The sequence below is a fragment of the Polaromonas sp. genome, from assembly GCF_016185115.1.
In the GTDB taxonomy this organism is placed as follows: domain Bacteria; phylum Pseudomonadota; class Gammaproteobacteria; order Burkholderiales; family Burkholderiaceae_C; genus Polaromonas.
In genome coordinates, this window is the sequence record NZ_JACPOF010000017.1 from 273,460 (window position 1) to 291,294 (window position 17,835).

At 60.5% G+C, this 17,835-nt stretch carries 16 protein-coding genes; 10 read left to right on the forward strand and 6 right to left on the reverse strand.

The features are described 5' to 3' along the window. Positions 1-368 precede the first annotated feature (368 nt). The 4 genes from HYX42_RS11445 (at position 369) to HYX42_RS11460 (ending at position 3,436) form a co-directional block, all read left to right on the forward strand. Entirely contained in the window at positions 369-749 is a 381-nt protein-coding gene (locus HYX42_RS11445; protein ID WP_293403000.1) for a hypothetical protein, read from the forward strand. Between the two features lie 72 nt (positions 750-821). Next, entirely contained in the window at positions 822-1,778 is a 957-nt protein-coding gene (locus HYX42_RS11450; protein WP_293403002.1) for a homoserine kinase, read from the forward strand. Between the two features lie 120 nt (positions 1,779-1,898). Beyond that, the gene (locus HYX42_RS11455) at positions 1,899-2,720 is read left to right on the forward strand and encodes a BPSS1780 family membrane protein (protein ID WP_293403004.1); all 822 of its coding nucleotides are present in this window, start codon (positions 1,899-1,901) and stop codon (positions 2,718-2,720) included. Continuing rightward, positions 2,717-3,436 carry an iron dicitrate transport regulator FecR gene (locus HYX42_RS11460; RefSeq protein WP_293403006.1) on the forward strand — a complete coding sequence of 240 codons (720 nt, stop codon included), beginning with the start codon at positions 2,717-2,719 and terminating at the stop codon, positions 3,434-3,436. The genes HYX42_RS11455 and HYX42_RS11460 overlap by 4 nt, the downstream gene beginning before the upstream one ends. 272 nt (positions 3,437-3,708) lie before the next feature. Here HYX42_RS11460 and HYX42_RS11465 read toward each other — a convergent pair whose 3' ends face one another. Beyond that, positions 3,709-6,165 (reverse strand): UvrD-helicase domain-containing protein, encoded by a 2,457-nt coding sequence (locus tag HYX42_RS11465; RefSeq protein WP_293403009.1) that lies wholly within the window; start codon positions 6,163-6,165, stop codon positions 3,709-3,711. Positions 6,166-6,186: 21 nt separating this feature from the next. On the opposite strand from HYX42_RS11465, the gene HYX42_RS11470 reads away from it, so the two are divergent. Beyond that, positions 6,187-6,915: a hypothetical protein gene (locus HYX42_RS11470; RefSeq protein WP_293403010.1), complete on the forward strand. Its 729-nt coding sequence runs from the start codon at positions 6,187-6,189 to the stop codon at positions 6,913-6,915. 185 nt (positions 6,916-7,100) lie between these two features. Next, entirely contained in the window at positions 7,101-8,078 is a 978-nt protein-coding gene (locus HYX42_RS11475; RefSeq protein ID WP_293403012.1) for a GMP reductase, read from the forward strand. A gap of 377 nt (positions 8,079-8,455) precedes the next feature. Here the strand turns inward: HYX42_RS11475 and HYX42_RS11480 are convergent, their stop codons facing one another. Then, positions 8,456-9,355, reverse strand: coding sequence for an alpha/beta hydrolase (locus tag HYX42_RS11480; protein ID WP_293403014.1), 900 nt, complete (start codon positions 9,353-9,355; stop codon positions 8,456-8,458). A 127-nt stretch (positions 9,356-9,482) separates the two neighbouring features. Here HYX42_RS11480 and HYX42_RS11485 point away from each other — a divergent pair, with 127 nt between their 5' ends. Then, positions 9,483-10,379, forward strand: coding sequence for an NAD(P)-dependent oxidoreductase (locus tag HYX42_RS11485; protein ID WP_293403016.1), 897 nt, complete (start codon positions 9,483-9,485; stop codon positions 10,377-10,379). A gap of 120 nt (positions 10,380-10,499) precedes the next feature. Here HYX42_RS11485 and HYX42_RS11490 read toward each other — a convergent pair whose 3' ends face one another. Both HYX42_RS11490 and orn read right to left on the reverse strand, forming a co-directional pair. Further along, positions 10,500-12,404, reverse strand: coding sequence for a DEAD/DEAH box helicase (locus HYX42_RS11490; RefSeq protein WP_293403018.1), 1,905 nt, complete (start codon positions 12,402-12,404; stop codon positions 10,500-10,502). 315 nt (positions 12,405-12,719) lie between these two features. After that, complete coding sequence (orn, locus tag HYX42_RS11495) at positions 12,720-13,283, reverse strand: oligoribonuclease (RefSeq protein ID WP_293403020.1); 564 nt, start codon at positions 13,281-13,283, stop codon at positions 12,720-12,722. A gap of 35 nt (positions 13,284-13,318) precedes the next feature. Between orn and HYX42_RS11500 the strand changes: the two genes are divergently transcribed. From HYX42_RS11500 to rsgA, 3 genes are read left to right on the forward strand one after another with little or no spacing between them, the layout of a single operon-like run. Beyond that, the gene (locus HYX42_RS11500; protein WP_293403022.1) at positions 13,319-14,608 is read left to right on the forward strand and encodes a M48 family metallopeptidase; all 1,290 of its coding nucleotides are present in this window, start codon (positions 13,319-13,321) and stop codon (positions 14,606-14,608) included. Further along, positions 14,602-14,922 carry a 4a-hydroxytetrahydrobiopterin dehydratase gene (locus HYX42_RS11505; protein WP_293403501.1) on the forward strand — a complete coding sequence of 107 codons (321 nt, stop codon included), beginning with the start codon at positions 14,602-14,604 and terminating at the stop codon, positions 14,920-14,922. The genes HYX42_RS11500 and HYX42_RS11505 overlap by 7 nt, the downstream gene beginning before the upstream one ends. Beyond that, complete coding sequence (rsgA, locus tag HYX42_RS11510) at positions 14,919-15,881, forward strand: ribosome small subunit-dependent GTPase A (protein ID WP_293403023.1); 963 nt, start codon at positions 14,919-14,921, stop codon at positions 15,879-15,881. The genes HYX42_RS11505 and rsgA overlap by 4 nt, the downstream gene beginning before the upstream one ends. Before the next feature lie 6 nt (positions 15,882-15,887). On the opposite strand, the gene HYX42_RS11515 is transcribed toward rsgA, so the two are convergent. Next, positions 15,888-16,913, reverse strand: a complete 1,026-nt coding sequence (locus tag HYX42_RS11515) for a CobD/CbiB family protein (RefSeq protein ID WP_293403024.1) — start codon at positions 16,911-16,913, stop codon at positions 15,888-15,890. 171 nt (positions 16,914-17,084) lie between these two features. Then, positions 17,085-17,801 carry a CoA pyrophosphatase gene (locus HYX42_RS11520; protein WP_293403026.1) on the reverse strand — a complete coding sequence of 239 codons (717 nt, stop codon included), beginning with the start codon at positions 17,799-17,801 and terminating at the stop codon, positions 17,085-17,087. Positions 17,802-17,835: the final 34 nt, after the last annotated feature.

The following is a 17,835-nucleotide window of genomic DNA, read 5'->3' on the forward strand; positions in this document are numbered from 1 at the left end:
GCATTGTCGGGGATATCAGCCGCCCTCCCGGGACAGAAGCCAAACCGCTGCCTGACCCCTGCGACACCCTTGTCCAGGCCGGTGCGAAGCCCAGGACGTGTTAACAATTAAACGAATGAGCGATAGTGCCCCAGGCGGCCTGATGCAAGGCGCTGTGAGGGCCGTGTGGCCTGCCACACAATCGAGCAGCAACGCCGCAGCAGGTCGTCTGGGGCACTTTCCCTGCGGGTTGGCCCCAGATGGGGCGTCTGCTTTGTCGCACGGCTTGCCAATAGCGGTGCTATTGGCAGCGCCGCGCTTCGCGCATCCATCCCCATCTGGCGCCAACGCTCATCCGTTTAATTGTTAACACGTCCTAGAATGCAGGCATGAAACAAGTTCTGCCATCCTCATGTCGTGCCGTGGTCGTTGCTGCGCTGCGTGCCTTGCCGGTGGCGACAGTTTCAATGGCCCAAACTTCTGCCTCACCTGCTGCGCCAGCTGCGGTAACGCCTGCACCCGACGCCGCTCCCCCGGCGCAGGGTCGTCCGGACAAGGCCGGGCAGCGCATACGCACCGAAGACGCCGGGGTCCGCATCGATGAGTTGCGCGTGGGCGGTGAAACGCAAAGCATCACCGTGCAGCCCAAAACCGGTATCAATGTGCCGGCTTACGAAGTCCGACCTTCGGATACGGCCAAAAGCAGCTCTCCTTCATCCTCCAGCAGCGACACCAACGGTGCCCGCGTCTGGAATGTCCTGAAGTTTTAGGGCTTGCTTACCCTAGTACCATCGCTGTTTCGTACAAATTCTTGTACCTACCCGTAAGGTTTAGTTTCAGGCATGGCCGTTTTTACCGAGGTCTCGTTCGACGAGGCCGATGATTTCCTGCACACGCTGGATCTGGGCAAACTTGAGTCCATCAAGGGTTGCGCCGGCGGCATTGAAAACACCAATTTTTTTGTCGATACCGACAAGGGCCGGTTTGTCCTCACGCTGTTCGAGCGGCTGACGTTCGAGCAGTTGCCGTTTTATCTGCACCTGATGAAGCATCTGGCAGAACGCGGCATTCCCGTGCCTGACCCTGCGGCCAACGCGAGCGGGCAGATCCTGCACAAACTCAAGGGCAAACCCGCCGCAGTCGTGAACCGCCTGCGCGGCAGCAGCGAGCTCAAGCCCCAGGCCAGCCACTGCGCCCAGGTCGGTGAAATGCTGGCGCGCATGCACCTCGCGGGGCTGGACTACCCCAGGCGGCAGCCCAACCTGCGAGGCCTGGCCTGGTGGAACGAGACCGTGCCCGTGGTGCTGCCCGAGGTCACGCCCGAGCAGCACAGCCTGCTTCTGGGCGAGCTGGCCTACCAGAACCATATTGCGGCATCGTCTGCTTACACCGCCCTGCCGAGCGGCCCCATACATGCCGACCTTTTCCGCGACAACGTGATGTTTGAGGACGGCCAGCTCACCGGCTTTTTCGACTTTTACTTTGCCGGCTGCGACACCTTTTTGTTTGACATCGGTGTCTGCCTGAACGACTGGTGCGTCGATGTGGAAACCGGTGTGCATGAAGAAGCACGCGCAAAGGCATTCATAGCCGCCTATCAGACAGTCCGCAAGCTGACCGCGCAGGAGCGTGCATTGCTGCCTGCAGCGCTGCGCGCCGGGGCACTGCGCTTCTGGGTGTCACGCCTCTGGGATTTCCACCTGCCGCGTGAAGCTGCAGTGCTTCAGCCGCATGACCCCGGTCACTTTGAACGCGTGTTGCGCCAGCGCGTGCTGCACCCGGTCCTCATGCCGGCCTGAAACCGGGCCCGCCAGGGGTGGCAGGTTACGCTTGGCAACCATTGCGCCACACACCCGATGCCGCCCTGGCGCCTTTTTTTGAACTTCCAAGCTTTTGCGCGCCCCAACCGGCCTTCCACCATGAAACTCAATATTGTTCCGGCACGTACAGGCATCACCTGGGTCAAGCTCGGCCTGAAAACCTTTCTTCAGCAGCCACTGGCCATGTCCGGCCTGTTCTTCATGTTCATGGCCGTGCTGTCGGTGGCGACGCTGCTGCCCTTTATCGGATCTGCCCTGGCGCTTGCCCTGCTACCCGCAGCCACGCTGGGCCTGATGGCCGCGACGCAGGAGGCGACCAAAGGGAAATTCCCCATGCCCTCCATCCTCATCAGCGCCTTCCGCGCCGGCAAGCAGCGCATGCGCGCCATGATGGTGCTGGGTGCGCTTTACGCCGTGGGCTTTCTGGTCTTGATGGGCATATCGGCGCTGATTGATGGCGGGCAGTTCGCAAAGCTCTATCTGGTGGGCGGCAAGATCACCCAGGAGATGGTGACGCAAGACAATTTCCAGCTGGCGATGTGGGTCACCATGCTGCTCTACATCCCGCTGTCGCTGCTGTTCTGGCACGCCCCGGCGCTGGTGCACTGGCATGGCATACCGCCGGTGAAAAGCCTGTTTTTCAGCCTGATGGCCTGCTACAAAAACTGGGCGGCACTGGCCGTTTACGGTCTCGCCTGGGCCGGCATCTTCATGGGCGCCATGGTGCTGCTGACGCTGATTGCCGTGCTGCTGGGTAACCCCAACATCGCCGTGATGGCGCTCTTCCCGGTGGCACTGCTGGTGATGGCGATGTTTTTTACGTCGATTTTTTTCACCTTTCGTGATAGCTTCACTGACACCCCCGACCCCTCAACGCCAGCCCCGGACGCGCCGGCTGCTTTTTCAGGAGACTCCACATGACCCAGCACTTTCTGCAAGGCCGCTCTGAAAAGGAAGTCACGTGGTACCAAAGGCGGGAAACGCTGAAAGCTGCAGCAGCCTGGGTGGCGATGGGAAGTTTTGGCGCGGCAGTGGCCCAGCAACGCAGCAATGTGGTCCAGCTGACGGGTGACGCGCTGCTTAACGGCAGCCGCCTGCTGCCGGGGCAAACCATTCAGACCGGCGACCAATTGCAGACCGGGCCAGACTCCAGCCTGATCTTTGTCATGGGCAACGCTTCTTTCCTGGTGCGCCAGAACACCATGATGACGGTCGAGCGCGGTGCAACCCTGTCAACGGTCAGCCTTTTGCGCCTTGTCACGGGCGCAGTTGCCAGCATCTGGAACAAGGGCGGCAGCCGCTCCATCGTCACGCCTACCCTCACTGCAGGCATACGCGGCACCGGCGTCTATACAGAGGTCTTGCCCCAGCAGGACAACCGCACCTACTTCTGCAACTGCTACGGCACTGTCGAGCTGAATGCGACCGGCAGCAGGCAGCTGTCGCAAGCTGAATACCACCAGTCATTCTGGGCAGAACCTTCGACCAAAGAGGGGCCACGCCTGACGCCTGCGGGCTACCTGAACCACACCGACGCCGAGCAGGAATTCCTCGCCGAACTCATAGGCCAGCGCACTTACTGGCAGATCGTGGGCCGCAAGGGCCGGGGCGACGGCAGCGGGACCATGGGTTATTGATGGGCTTGTTGACGGTTTATCCGGCCTGAACGCGATTCTCCGGTATTTCTGGCGCCCCGAAGAAACACAGTCGCTATCATTTAAGTAGCTACTCACGTACATATTCATTGGTCTACAGCCCGATTAGGCCCCTAAAAAGGTACTTTTCAGGACTTTTTTGGCTGTTCTTGAGCACCCGTCCGGCCGTAAAAACCAAAATTTTAATGTATACGTTAAAAATTTAACGTATACGGCAAAATTGGCATTTTTGAAGCTTTCTGGGAGGCAGAACCCTAAACCACAGTCAGTTTGGCCACGCTGAGCGCCAGCCACTTGACGCCATGCCGGGTGAAGTTGATTTGCGCCCGCGCATCGTCACCGCTGCCTTCGAGCATCTGCACCCTGCCCTCGCCGAACTTGGCGTGGAACACATTCATGCCGGCCTTGAGGCCGTGCGCAGGCCCGTTGCGCTGCTCGGGCACCGGCGGGTTGGCAAAACGCTCTGTCGCACCAGTCCTCGAAGAAAAAACGCTGCTCGCCCAGTCCTTGCGGCCACTGCCACTGCCTGCGTCATCGCCCCAGGCGCTGCCGCCGCGGCCCATGCTGCCCAAACCTGAGCCGAATCCCTGGTTCTTCGGCGTGATCCACTTCAGCGCACCTTCGGGCAACTCGTCGAAAAAGCGGCTTTTGAGGTTGTAGCGCGTCTGGCCGTGCAGCATACGGGTCTGTGAGTGGCTCAGGTACAGGCGCTTGCGCGCGCGTGTGATGGCCACATACATCAGGCGGCGTTCTTCCTCAATGCCGCCATGGTCGCTGAGCGAGTTTTCATGCGGGAAGACGCCGTCCTCCAGCCCGGTGATGAACACGCAGTCGAATTCCAGCCCCTTGGACGAATGCACCGTCATGAGTTGCACGGCATCCTGGCCGGCCTTGGCCTGGTTATCGCCCGCCTCCAGAGCTGCATGCGTGAGGAAGGCGGCCAGCGGGGACAGCGTCTCGCCGGTTTCCGCGTCTGGCGCCAGCATCTCGGGCAGCGGTTCGTCCATCAGCGGCGCAGAAGGGTCCAGCCCCTGGCTGGCCGGCGACTGCTTCAGGGGCGCACCCAGCTCATCGACCGGCAGGGCCACAGCGTCACGCCCGAAGCCTTCCTGACTGACAAACGACTCGGCAGCATTGACCAGTTCGGCCAGATTCTCCAGCCTGTCCTGGCCTTCTTTTTCGAGTTTGTAATGTTCTTCAAGCCCGCTGTGCTCCAGCACCAGCTCGATGATCTCGCGCAGGCTCAGGCCCGCCGTCTGCTCGCGCATGACATCAAGCTTCGCCACAAACGCGCTCAGGTTGGCGCCCGCCTTGCCGGGCACGGCGCTCACGCCATCGTGCAGCGAGCAACCGGACGAGCGCGACACATCCTGCAATTGCTCCAGGCTGCGCAGGCCGATGCCGCGCGGCGGAAAGTTCACCACGCGCATGAAGCTGGTGTCGTCGTGCGGGTTCTCCAGCAGGCGCAGGTAGGCCAGCGCGTGCTTGATTTCAGCCCGCTCGAAAAAGCGCAGGCCGCCGTACACCCGGTAAGGCACAGCGGCATTGAAGAGCGCGGTTTCCATCACGCGGCTCTGCGCATTGCTGCGGTAAAGCAGCGCAATTTCCTTGCGCTCCATACCGTCACGCACCAGCTGCTTGACCTCATCGACAAACCACTGCGCCTCGGCAAAGTCGGTGGCCGACTCGTAGACACGCACTGGCTCGCCCGGCCCTGCCTCGGTGCGCAGGTTCTTGCCAAGGCGCTTGCTGTTGTGGCTGATGAGTTCGTTGGCGGAGTCGAGGATATTGCCGAAGCTGCGGTAGTTGCGCTCCAGCTTGATCTGCTGTTTGACGTCAAACTCGCGCACGAAGTCGGTCATGTTGCCGACACGCGCACCGCGAAAGGCATAAATGCTCTGGTCGTCGTCGCCCACCGCAATCACAGACCCGCCGGGCATGGGGGCCGAGCCCTGCGTGGCTTCAGGCCCCTGCCCGGCCAGCATCTTGATCCACGCGTACTGCAGCTTGTTGGTGTCCTGGAACTCGTCGATCAGGATGTGGCGGAAACGCCGCTGGTAGTGTTCGCGCACCGGCGCGTTGTCACGCAGCAGTTCGTAGCTGCGCAGCATGAGTTCGCCAAAATCGACCACGCCCTCGCGCTGGCACTGCTCTTCGTACAGCGCGTACAGCTCTATCTTCTTGCGGTCTTCCTCGTCGCGCGCCTGCACGTCTTTGGCACGCAGGCCGTCTTCCTTGTGGCCGGCAATGAAGTACATCAGCTGCTTGGGCGGGAAGCGTTCGTCGTCGATATTGAACTGCTTGCACAGGCGCTTGATGCTCGAAAGCATGTCCTGCGTGTCGAGAATCTGGAAGGTCGAAGGCAGGTTGGCCAGCTTGTAATGCGCGCGCAAAAAACGGTTGCACAGGCCGTGGAAGGTGCCAATCCACATGCCGCGCACATTCACGGGCAGCATGGCCGACAGGCGCACCAGCATCTCCTTGGCGGCCTTGTTGGTAAACGTGACGGCCAGGATGCCGCCGGGTGAGACCTGGCCGGTTTGCAACAGCCAGGCGATGCGGGTCGTCAGCACCCGGGTCTTGCCGGAGCCGGCGCCAGCAAGAATCAGCGCGTGTGTGGCCGGCAGGGTAACGGCAGCCAGTTGCTCGGGATTAAGATTTTGTAAGAGCGGGGAGTCTGGCGCGACAGCATCAGTGAATTCTGGGAACATCCCTCATTGTAGAAAGCCCTGATGAAATCCCCGCCCAGTCATTTATCAACCCTGCAGTTCTGGCAGGGGCTCTCCACGCTGGCACTGCTGATACCTGCAGTGGCCGGCGCACAGGCCGTTTGCGCCAGCGACGGCCAGCCGCGGCCCGTAGCCCTGGTAGAGCGTTTTATCAACGCCGATTGCGAGGGCTGCTGGCGCGACCCGGGTGCGCGTCATGCCAAAGCCGGCGAGGCCGTGCTGGACTGGGTGGTGCCCGGCAGCAAAGGGGACGACGCGCCCCTGTCAGTGGTCGCCAGCCGCGATGGTCTCAAACGCCTGCAGTCCATGGGGCAAGGTGTACCCCCGTCGGCAAGCGATTACATACACAACATCACGGCCCTTGCGGGTACCCGGCTGCGCGTCGCACGCGGGCTGGCGCTGTCTGGTTATATGGGTGCGTCGATAGAGCTCAAGCCCTTGCCAGCCAGCGCCAAGGGGCAGCAATGGACAGCGTGGCTTGCGCTGGTGGAAAGCCTGCCAAAGGGCACAGAAGGCTCGCCCGTTGCACGCAACCTGGTGCGCAACCTTGTGCAGGTGGACTGGAATGGTGACACCGATCCCGCAATGCAGCAGCAGCGTTTTTTTGAATCGCGTGTGATGAGCGTTGCGGCAGGCGCAAAACCAGAGCGCCTCTCAGTGATTGGTTGGGTGCAGGACAGCAAGGGCAAGGTGCTGGTGGCTGCGCAGTCGCGCTGCGTGCCGACACGGTGAATCGGCCACGGCATATAAGGTCTATATCAGGCCCGGCATCCACCGCATCTGCCAGCAAGTCTAAAATCAGACACCGGGCCCAAGCAATTGCGCCCGGTTTTTTGTTGCCCAGCCAGCAAAAGTCCGGACCCAATCCCACGCGCCCACATCTGTTCGTCAACAGTTTTCTGGAGCCTGGGAATCAAATGGAAATATTCGACTACGACAACATCCTGCTGCTGCCGCGCAAATGCCGCGTGGAGAGCCGCTCGGAGTGCGACGCGGGTGTAGAACTTGGCGGACGCACCTTCCGCATCCCGGTGGTGCCGGCCAACATGAAGACGGTGGTCAACGAAAGCATCTGCGTGTGGATGGCCCAAAACGGTTACTTCTACGTGATGCACCGCTTTGACCTGGACAACCTGAAATTTGTACGCGACATGAAGGCCCAGGGCGTTTACGCCTCGATTTCACTGGGCGTCAAAAAAGCCGACTACGACACGGTGGACCAGCTTGTGGCCGAGGGCCTGGTGCCCGAATACATCACCATTGACATCGCGCATGGCCACGCCGACACCGTGCAGAAAATGATTGCCTACCTCAAGCAGAAACTGCCAACCTCGTTTGTGATCGCCGGCAATGTCGGCACGCCAGAAGCCGTGATCGACCTTGAAAACTGGGGCGCCGATGCCACCAAGGTGGGCATTGTCCCGGGCAAGGTCTGCATCACCAAAATGAAGACCGGTTTCGGCACAGGCGGCTGGCAGCTCTCAGCGCTCAAGTGGTGTGCACGCGTGGCGACCAAACCCATCATTGCCGACGGCGGCATACGTGAGCATGGCGACATCGCCAAGTCAGTGCGCTTTGGCGCGACCATGGTCATGATCGGCTCCATGCTTGCGGGGCTTGAAGAAAGCCCCGGCAAGACGGTGGAAGTCGACGGCGCGCTGTTCAAGGAGTACTACGGCAGCGCCTCGGACTTCAACAAGGGCGAGTACAAACACGTCGAGGGCAAGCGCATTCTTGAGCCGGTCAAGGGCACGCTGGCCGATACGCTGCGCGAGATGGAGGAAGACATCCAGAGTTCCATCAGCTACGCCGGCGGTACAAAACTCATGGACATCCGCAAGGTCAACTACGTTACCCTGGGTGGCGATAACGCAGGCGAGCACCTGCTGATGTAAGGGTTGGTACACCCCCCATGGGGCTTCGCCCCTCCCCCTTGCAGGGGGCAGGCTACTTAGAACGTGTTTGTGATCTCCCAGGGGTCGCGCAGCGGTGTTTGCGGGATGGGGTGCAAGGCGCGGTGCGCCGCCAATAGCACAGCTATTGGTCAGCGCCGCAACGCCGCAGACCGCCCGCAAACGCCACGGCCCTCCGGGTTGGAGCGAAATCGGGCGATTGAACGCCTCGGCTGCTGGCATGGGCATCAGCCCATGCGGCGCAGCCGAGGCATCCACTCATACCGATTGCGCTCCAACGCGGCCCCTGCGAGATCGCAAACACGTTCTCACGCCCGGCAAAGCCGGATCGCGGCCCCTGCTGGCTAAACTGGGTTTGCTCATGCCGCGCCTTTCCTGCCGGGCAAGCCCAACAGTTGGAGCGCAAGTTGATGCGCACGCTGATCAGGCTCGGCCAGTGTCTGCAGCACGCTGAAGTGATTCAGACCTGGCAATTCCTCGCAGACCGGCACCACCTTTTTGCCCCAGGCCTGCTGGATCACTACATTCTGGCGCAGGAACTCTTCGCTCTCGTCACCGCCGACTACCGCATACAAGGTACCGGTCCTAGGCGCAGGCAGCAAGGCCGGGCTGGCGCGGGACACATCTTCCGGTGTCAGGCGCAGCGAGTCTTTCATGGCCGGTGTGTGCGGCAGCGGCGCGAGGTCGTGGAGGCCGGAAATCGACAAGGCATTTTTGACAAGGTTTGACGGCAGATCGCGCGCATAAGCAGGCCAGTTGCAGGCCAGCATCATGGCCGAGAGATGCCCGCCGGCGGAGTGCCCCGCCACGGTGATGCGTGAAGGGTCGCCCCCATGCTGTGCAATATTGCGGAAGGTCCAGGCCAGTGCCTTGACCATCTGCATGGTGATGTCGGGAATAGTCACCGCCGGGCAGAGGTCGTAGTTGGGCACCACCACGCAAACGCCGTTCGCCGTAAAAGACGGGGCGACAAAAGAGTGATCTGATTTGTCGAGTGACCGCCACCAGCCGCCGTGGATGAAGACCAGCACCGGTGCGCCCTTGCCGTTCTTTTTCTGGGCCGCGGCAGGAAACACATCCAGATTTTCATTGGCGCTTTTGCCATAAGCAGCGTCAAGTACGCAACCGGGTACCTGGCGTGCCCGTGCGGACTGGTCAATCCAGTGGGCCAGGTGAGCAGCAAAATCCGGCACGCGGGCGCGGTTGTTGTACTGGACGTCCAGCCACTGTGGATCGGGATGTGCCGGTGAACCTGTCATGCAGACCTCGTAAAGTTGATGGGGAGTTGATATGTACGCATATCTTGACACAGCTGCAAGCTCGCTGACAGGGTTTGGCTGGCTCTTCATTCAAGATGACAATCGGTTTTTATTTTGCAGATCACATATGACCACAGGACCCACCATCACCGTTCTCGGCACAGGCAACATGGGCTTTCCCATGGCACGCAGGCTTTGCCAGGCGGGGTATGCCGTGCATGCGTGGAACCGCAGCAGCCACAAGGCCGAGCCACTGACGGCATTTGGTGCGTCCGTTCATCAGCATGCAGCAGATGCGGTTGCTGGCGCCGATGTGGTCATCAGCCTGCTGGAGAACGGCGCGGTGGTGGGCGACGTTCTTTTTGGCAGCGACAACGCCACGACTGCAGCAGCCGCAGCCATGAAAGCCGGAAGCCTGTTCATCGATATGGCATCCATACAGCCACGCGAAGCACGCGACCACGCGGCACGGCTCGGTTCAATGGACATTGCCCACCTCGATGCGCCCGTATCGGGTGGCACCACGGGCGCCGAAGAGGGCAACCTTGTCATCATGGTGGGCGGAAAGGCCTTCGACTTTGAGCGCGCCCTGCCCGTCCTCAAGCATTTTGGTCGCGCCACCCATGTGGGGCCGCATGGCAGCGGCCAGCTCACCAAACTGGCCAACCAGATGATCGTGGGCATCACCATAGGCGCGGTGGCCGAGGCCCTGCTGTTCACGGCGCGCGGCGGTGCGGACATGGCCAAGGTTCGGGAAGCCATCACCGGCGGATTTGCCGACAGCCGCATCCTGCAACTGCACGGCCAGCGCATGGTGGACCGCGACTTTGCACCGCGCGGGCGCCTCGCCATTCAGCTCAAGGACATGCGCAACGCACTGGCCACCGCGCAGGAAATAGGCTTTGACGCGCCCATCACCGCATTGTTTGAGCAACTGTATGCAGAGGGTGCGGAACACGGCCTGGCAGAACTGGACCAGTCCGGCCTGTTTGTCGAGCTTGCCAGCCGCAACGGCATGAGTTGACTGCCTGCCGCAAAAAATTCAGGCAGCAAGTAAAAAGCCCCGGCAGATTTTTCAATCTGCCGGGGCTTTCCTGTTTGGGGCTAGCCTCTACAGGCATTCACCACAAGCGCAGCGTGATGATCAATCACGGGCCTTGGAGAACTTGCCGGGCTTCTTGGCTGCATCGCGTGGCACAAACACCTTGCCTGCAGGGCGTGCAAAAGCAGGCTTGCGATCGGCGAAGTCAGGGCGTGGTGCAAAGCCTTCGTTGCGTGCACCGCGGGGTGCTGCAAAACCGGCGTTGTTGTTATTGCCAAAACCGCGGTCGTCCTGGCGGCGTGGGCCACGGTCATTAAAACCGGAACGGTCTGCGTAGTTGCCTTGTGGTGCAGGACGGCCCTGGAAGGAACCGCCACGGTCATCGCGCGGCTCGCTGCGAGGCGCACCGAAACCACCACGGTCATCACGGTTGCCCTGGAAACCACCACCAAAGCCGCCACCGGCAGGCTTGCGGCCGGCGTAACCGCCACCACCGCCGCCGAAGCTGCGGCCACCACCACGGTCATCACGGCCACCGCCGAAATTGCCGCGTGGGCGATCGGAGGTAGGTGCGAAACGCTGCTGTGGCTCCAGGCCGGCGATCACGCTGGGCTTGAGGTTTTGCTGGGTGTAGTGTTCGATGTCCTGGATCTTGCGGCGATCACGGAACTCGGCAATCGTCACAGCCTTGCCTTCACGGCCAGCACGGCCGGTGCGGCCGATACGGTGCACATAATCTTCAGCCTTCATGGGCAGGCCGTAGTTGACGACGTGGGTAATCGTCGGCACATCAAGGCCGCGGGCAGCCACATCGGTGGCAACCAGAACCTGGACGCGCCCATCGCGGAAAGCCATCAGGCGGCGGTTGCGCAGGCCCTGGCTCAGTGCACCGTGCAGGGCAACGGCACTGAAGCCTTCCTGGACGAGGTCATTGGCCAGGCCATCGCACTCGACCTGCGTGCATGCAAACACGATGGCCTGGTTGATGGTGGTGTCGCGCAGCAGGTGGTCGAGCAACTTGCGCTTGTGCGTCATGTTGTCGGCCCACAGCAGGGTCTGCGTGATGGAGGTGTGCTTTTCGTGCGGCGAATCAATCTGCACGCGCTGTGGCTCGCGCATCACGCGGGTCGCCAGCTGCATGATGCGCGGTGCGAAAGTCGCGCTGAACATCATGGTCTGCTTGCGCTCTATGGTGAGCTGGTTCACTTCGGTCAGGTCGTCTGCAAAGCCAAGATCGAGCATGCGGTCGGCTTCGTCAACAACGAGGAACTGCACCTGATCGAGCTTGATCTGCATGCTGCGCTGCAGGTCGAGCAGACGGCCTGGGGTGGCAACAACGAGGTTGGCGTTCTGCAGTTTTGCAATTTGCAGCTGGTAAGGAATACCACCCACAACGTTGGCAATACGCAGTCCGCGGCAATGGCGAACCAGGTCAATCGCATCGGCGCAAACCTGCTGGGCAAGTTCACGGGTAGGGCACAGGATCAGCGCGCCGGGCGTGGCAGGCTTGAAGTTGCGTGCGTTGGTCGGGTCCTTGCGTTTTGGCTTCTTCAGTGGTGCTTCACCGCGTGCAACAGCTTCGGCACTCAGGCGCTCGAACTCGGCACGCTCGTCACGTTCAGCCTGTTCCTGCTGCTTGAGCAGGGTATGCAGCACTGGCAGCAGGAACGCTGCCGTCTTGCCACTACCGGTCTGGCTGGAAACCAGCAGGTCGGTGAACTTTGCCTTGCGGGCAGTGTTGGTGCTGTCTGCATCTAGGGCCTGCATGGCCTGGGGGATGGTTGCCATCTGGACGGCTGTCGGCTGGGTGAAGCCCATATCGGCAACAGCCTGCAGCAGTTCCTTGGCCAGACCCAGCTTCACGAAGCCGTTAGGCTCTGCAACGATGGCGTCCAGGGACGTTTCGACGCCCTCAGGCGCGTCAGAGAAATCCGCAATCACGTTGATGTCGGCGTCAGTATTTATTTCGGGCGCAAAGTCGCCACGAGGCTCAAAAGAGTCAGTCATGTGTTTCTCACTAATCACCTGCAAGCCTTGCTTTTGGCAAGGTCACAGGAAACTCATCCTCCCGCGTGGCAGGAGGATTCGTTCAATGGTTAAAAAAACATCAACCATCAAACGAATATTGCGAATCAGGCTGGAACAGAAGAACTGAACTGCCGGAGACGGTGGCCCCGATCATTAGGGCCCAAAAGTGTGAGGTAGATGTACAAATGCAGAGCACCCTGTGCAACTGCAAGCCCATGATTATGGCACGTTTTACGGGTTTGTACTAATCTTTTTCGAAATGAGTGCCACAAAGGCCCCCAGAACCGTATTGAACTACTTCAGGAAATGCTGGCGGTAGTGTTCCAGTTCGTCAATCGACTCATGCACATCTGCCAGCGCGGTATGGCTCTGCCGCTTCTTGAACGCGCTGTAGACCTCGGGGCTCCAGCGTTTGGCGAGTTCCTTGAACGTGCTGACGTCGATGTTGCGGTAGTGCAGAAAAGCCTCCAGCTTCGGCATGTACTTCACCAGAAAGCGCCTGTCCTGGCTGATGGTGTTACCGCACAAAGGTGACGTGCCCTTGGGCAGGTACTGGGCCAGAAATGCCAGGATTTGCGCCTCGGCATCTGCCTCGCTCACCGTGCTGGCCTTGACCTTGTCGATCAGCCCGCTGCGGCCGTGGGTGCCCTTGTTCCAGGCATCCATCTGGTCCAGCAGCTCGTCGGACTGGTGAATGGCCAGAACCGGACCTTCGATGCGCGGAGTCAGCTGCGGCCCGGTGACGATGACGGCGATTTCTATGAGGCGCTCTTTTTCCGGGTCCAGCCCGGTCATTTCGCAGTCGATCCAGACAAGGTTCTGATCAGATTTTTTAAGCAGGGGTTCGTTATCAGGCATCTTGCGATTCTCGCTGATAGCCTAAACTTCCCTTTATGCGTGACATTTCTCTGGTTTTCACACTTGTTTTCTGCGCGGCGCTGGTCGTCGGCCTGCTGACCCGTTTTTATCTCGCTTCGCGCCAGATTCGCCATGTCGCCCGGCATCGTGATGCTGTACCCACCGCCTTCGCATCCACCATCTCGCTGGAGGCACACCAGAAAGCCGCCGACTACACCATCACCAAGGCGCGCTTCGGCTTGCTGGAAATGGCGTTCGGCGCCGCCGTGCTCTTGGGCTGGACATTGCTGGGCGGCATTGATGCGGTCAACCAGTTTCTCTCCAACTCAAACCTTGCCAGTTACGGCAGTCTGGTGCCGCAGCTTGCATTGCTGGCCGCGTTCGGCCTCATCGGCAGCCTGCTGGACCTGCCCTTTACGCTGTACAGCACCTTCAGGATAGAAGAACGCTTTGGTTTCAACAAAATGACGCTCAAGCTCTGGCTTGGCGACATGGTCAAGGGGCTGCTTGTTGGGGTCATCATCGGCCTGCCTATCGTGGCGCTCATTCTCTGGCTGATGGGCAGCGCCGGGCGCTTCTGGTGGCTGGGGGCGTGGGGGGCGTGGATGGCTTTCAATCTTCTGGTTCTGGTGTTGTACCCCACTGTCATCGCCCCCCTGTTCAACAAGTTCAAGCCTCTTGATGACGAAGTGCTGAAGACCCGGGTGACAGCCCTGATGCAACGCTGCGGCTTTGCGGCCAAAGGCCTGTTTGTCATGGATGGCAGCAAGCGCTCGGCGCATGCAAATGCGTATTTCACTGGTTTTGGTGCGGCCAAACGTGTGGTGTTTTACGACACGCTGCTCAAGCAGCTCACGCCCGCAGAAGTCGATGCCGTGCTGGCGCATGAGTTGGGGCACTTCAAGCACAAACACATCATCAAACGCATCGTCCTGATGTTCGCCATCAGCCTGGCAGGTTTTGCGCTTCTGGGCTGGCTGTCGTCACAGGTCTGGTTTTATACCGGGCTGGGCGTGCGGCCCAACATGACCGGCTCCAACGACGCTTTGGCCTTGTTGCTCTTCATGCTGATAGTGCCGCTGTTCAGCTTTTTTATCTCGCCGGTCTTCGCCCGTTTTTCACGCAAGCACGAGTTTGAGGCAGATGCCTATGCGGTATCGCAGACCGATGGCAGGGATCTTCAAAGCGCCCTGCTCAAGCTCTATCAGGACAATGCCAGCACGCTCACGCCAGACCCGGTGTTTGTGAAGTTCTATTACTCGCACCCGCCTGCATCGGAGCGGCTGGCACGTATGGCGCCCGCCCTGCAAGGATCATCATCTTGAACCCCATACACCAGAACCGCCGCGCGCTCAGCGCAACCGAAATCGTCACACAACTGAGCAAACTCAACGGCGAGCAGGTGCCGGGATGGCGGCTGATCGATGGTTCGCTTGAAAAAACCTTCAGCTTCAAGAACTACTACGAAACGATTGCCTTTGTGAATGCGCTGGCCTTCATCGCCAATGCCGAGGACCACCACCCCGACCTGGCGGTGAGTTACAGCAAATGCACTGTGCGCTTCAACACCCATGATGTGGACGGCATTTCCGTCAGTGATTTTTTCTGTGCGTCAAAAGCCGACGCACTCTTCACTTGAGCAAGCCGGCCAGGCCAGGCGCAGCCCCCATTGCGGGCACGCGCCCCGGCCTCGTAGTGGCAGGCTTCGGGCGCCACGTTCTGGTGGAGACCGACAGCGGGGAACGCGTCATCTGCCATCCACGCGGAAAAAAGAGCCAGGCGGTGGTGGGCGACAGGGTTCGCTGGCTGCCCAGCGAAGACGAAGGCACGATAGAAAAAGTGGAAGAGCGCAGCAACCTGTTCTACCGGCAGGATGAGATGCGCACCAAATCCTTCGCCGCCAACCTCGACCAGGTGCTGATCCTGATCGCGGCCGAGCCTGAATTTTCTGAAAGCCAGCTCACACGGGCATTGATTGCCGCCGAAGCGGAACAGATCACGCCCATCATTGCCCTCAACAAAAGCGACCTGGCGGAACCCTTCGGGCGAGCGTGGACAAAGTCGGCGCCTTACCGTGCGATGGGCTACACCATGCTGCCGCTGGCCATCAAGCCCAAGGTGGAAACCGCTGACAACGCCGAACAACGGGCAGAGCTGATGGCCCTGTTGCATGGCAAAAAAACGCTGGTACTGGGCCCCTCAGGCGCAGGAAAGAGCAGCCTGACCAACCTGCTGGTACCGCAGGCAAAAGTGCTGACGGCAGAGATTTCGCAGGCCCTCAATTCGGGCAAGCACACCACCACCAGCACCACGCTTTACTGGATAGACGAAGCCCGCACGACTGCGCTGATTGACTCGCCGGGATTCCAGGAGTTCGGGCTTAACCACATACAGCCCATGCAACTCGCGACGTTGATGCCGGACCTCAAGGCGCATGCGCAAAATTGCAAGTTCTATAACTGCACGCATCTGCATGAGCCAGGCTGCGGGGTTATCGCAGAAGTCAATTCGATCGGCAGTGCGCCCTCCACCATCAGCGCAAACCGCTACCGCTTATACAGCGAGCTGTTTGAAGAGCTCTCGCAGACCCGTTATTGAGCCTGTTCAGCCAAGCAGGCGTGCAAGCGTCAGCAAGGCCAGCAACACCATCCACAGCACGACAGACCGCCACACCAGCCCGACGATGCTGCGCAAATGGGCCGGCTCTGGTTCGCGGCCCGGCGTAGGCTCAATGATGGAGGACTGATCTGCATCCAGACCACCCGCCTGGAACCCCTGGGACGTATTCGGAGAGAACACCGTCTTCAGCGCTTCACCGCCCAGGCGTACGTTCACGGCACCGGATGTAGCCGCCAGAATAATGCCGTCGTTGCGGCTGTCCGTTGCTGCCGGAGCGTCAGCCGTAAACCGCTGGGTGTAGTTGCGCCATGCATCGATGGCATCCTCGAAACTCCCGACCACTGCAAAGCCGAGGGCGGTGACACGCGCGGGCACAAAATCAATCACACCCCAGGCCTTCAGGGCAGCGCCCTGCAGCGCCGGACTGGCACCCTCGCCCGCCGAAGGCGTTTTGCTTTTGTACATCCAGTAGCGGGAAACAAACTCGCTCATGCGGTACATGACGGCGCCCGCAGGCCCAAGGCCCAGGGCCGCCAGCACCGAGAACCATCCCAGCACGCCAAAAACATGGCGATGCGCCGCCAGCACCGAATACTCAATCACGTGCCTGACGATTTCGCTGCGCGGCAACTCGCTCGCATCAACCTGCCGCCATTGCGCGAGAAGTTCGCGCGCAAGTGCTTCGTCGCCATCATCCAGCGCGTCGCGTATATCGGTGAAGTGGTGGCTGAACTGCCTGAAGCCAAGCGTGACATACAGAATCGCCACACTCCAGATGAAAGCCAGCACGGCACTGATGCTCCAGAGCAGCCAGTGGATCGCCAGCGTCGCCACGGCAGGCGCGATGACGGTGACAGTCCAGGCGATCCAGCCGTGATGCGGCTTGCCGGCATCAAGACTGCGGCTGGCCCAGCGTGCCCAGCCCCGAAATGTTGAGTGAATCCAGTTGCCGCGGGCCAGTGGCCGGGCCTGTTCAATGATGAGTGCAAACAATACGGCAAGAAAGCTCATAAGGAATCATAACTGGCCCCCACGGTCGCTCACTTCGTGTAGCTCCCTGCCCCCCGAGGGGGCCGCTGCGCCTGCGGTCTGGCGAAGCCAGTCCCGCGGCCCCTGCTTGCGAAGACACCGCTTCGCTTTGCGGCTAGAAAAGACGGTGGACTTCGGCGAATACCGAATAGATCAGGCACTCAGGAAACGATAGAGATTGCGCAACATACCTGCCGTCGCGCCCCAGATAAAACGCTCCGTGGGGTCAAGGCCGCCCACAACTGCAGGATCGAGGTAAGGCATGGACAGCCACTGGCGGGTCACGCCGTCAAACTCGACCTGGTGGCGCCTGTGGTGCGCAGGGTTCATGAGGTAGGACAAGGGCACCTCAAACACATCGGCCACCTCGCCGGGATTGGGCTGTAGCACAAAGCCGGGCGTCACCAGCGCCACGACAGGCGTGATGATGTAGGCCGTGCCGGTCACATAAGTTGGCAGCGTACCCAGAACCTCGACATGGTTGCGCGTCAGACCCACCTCTTCATGGGCTTCGCGCAAGGCCGTATCAACAGCATCGACATCAGTGTCGTCGGTCCTTCCGCCAGGAAAGGCGATCTGGCCGGAATGAGTGGAGAGATTGGTGGTCCGCTGCGTCAACAGCAAGGTCAGTTCATCGCGCATGACCAGCGGTACCAACACTGCCGCGAGTGCCGGCTGGCGGTCCGCAAATCTTTTCTCGACGCTGTGCTCGGGCGACCACTCTGGCGGACTCAGGAATCGCGCACGAAGCGCCTGCGGCGTCAGCCGTTCCAGCGCCACACCCGAGAGGTGATCGTCCACGCCAAGCACCGGAATGCTGCGGGGGTCAAATTTGGGAAGAGGTTTTGTGAACTCGGTGGGGGAAGACATGCGCTGGGCCTTTTGCTGCCATTTTCAGGCAAAA

Coding starts and splice junctions, on each gene's coding strand:
- HYX42_RS11515 (WP_293403024.1), bottom strand. CDS start 16,913: ATGAGCTTTCTTGCCGTATTGTTTGCACTCATCATTGAACAGGCCCGG.
- HYX42_RS11445 (WP_293403000.1), top strand. CDS start 369: ATGAAACAAGTTCTGCCATCCTCATGTCGTGCCGTGGTCGTTGCTGCG.
- HYX42_RS11460 (WP_293403006.1), top strand. CDS start 2,717: ATGACCCAGCACTTTCTGCAAGGCCGCTCTGAAAAGGAAGTCACGTGG.
- HYX42_RS11500 (WP_293403022.1), top strand. CDS start 13,319: ATGCGTGACATTTCTCTGGTTTTCACACTTGTTTTCTGCGCGGCGCTG.
- HYX42_RS11455 (WP_293403004.1), top strand. CDS start 1,899: ATGAAACTCAATATTGTTCCGGCACGTACAGGCATCACCTGGGTCAAG.
- HYX42_RS11520 (WP_293403026.1), bottom strand. CDS start 17,801: ATGTCTTCCCCCACCGAGTTCACAAAACCTCTTCCCAAATTTGACCCC.
- orn (WP_293403020.1), bottom strand. CDS start 13,283: ATGCCTGATAACGAACCCCTGCTTAAAAAATCTGATCAGAACCTTGTC.
- HYX42_RS11450 (WP_293403002.1), top strand. CDS start 822: ATGGCCGTTTTTACCGAGGTCTCGTTCGACGAGGCCGATGATTTCCTG.
- HYX42_RS11485 (WP_293403016.1), top strand. CDS start 9,483: ATGACCACAGGACCCACCATCACCGTTCTCGGCACAGGCAACATGGGC.
- HYX42_RS11465 (WP_293403009.1), bottom strand. CDS start 6,165: ATGTTCCCAGAATTCACTGATGCTGTCGCGCCAGACTCCCCGCTCTTA.
- HYX42_RS11480 (WP_293403014.1), bottom strand. CDS start 9,355: ATGACAGGTTCACCGGCACATCCCGATCCACAGTGGCTGGACGTCCAG.
- HYX42_RS11490 (WP_293403018.1), bottom strand. CDS start 12,404: ATGACTGACTCTTTTGAGCCTCGTGGCGACTTTGCGCCCGAAATAAAT.
- HYX42_RS11475 (WP_293403012.1), top strand. CDS start 7,101: ATGGAAATATTCGACTACGACAACATCCTGCTGCTGCCGCGCAAATGC.
- HYX42_RS11470 (WP_293403010.1), top strand. CDS start 6,187: ATGAAATCCCCGCCCAGTCATTTATCAACCCTGCAGTTCTGGCAGGGG.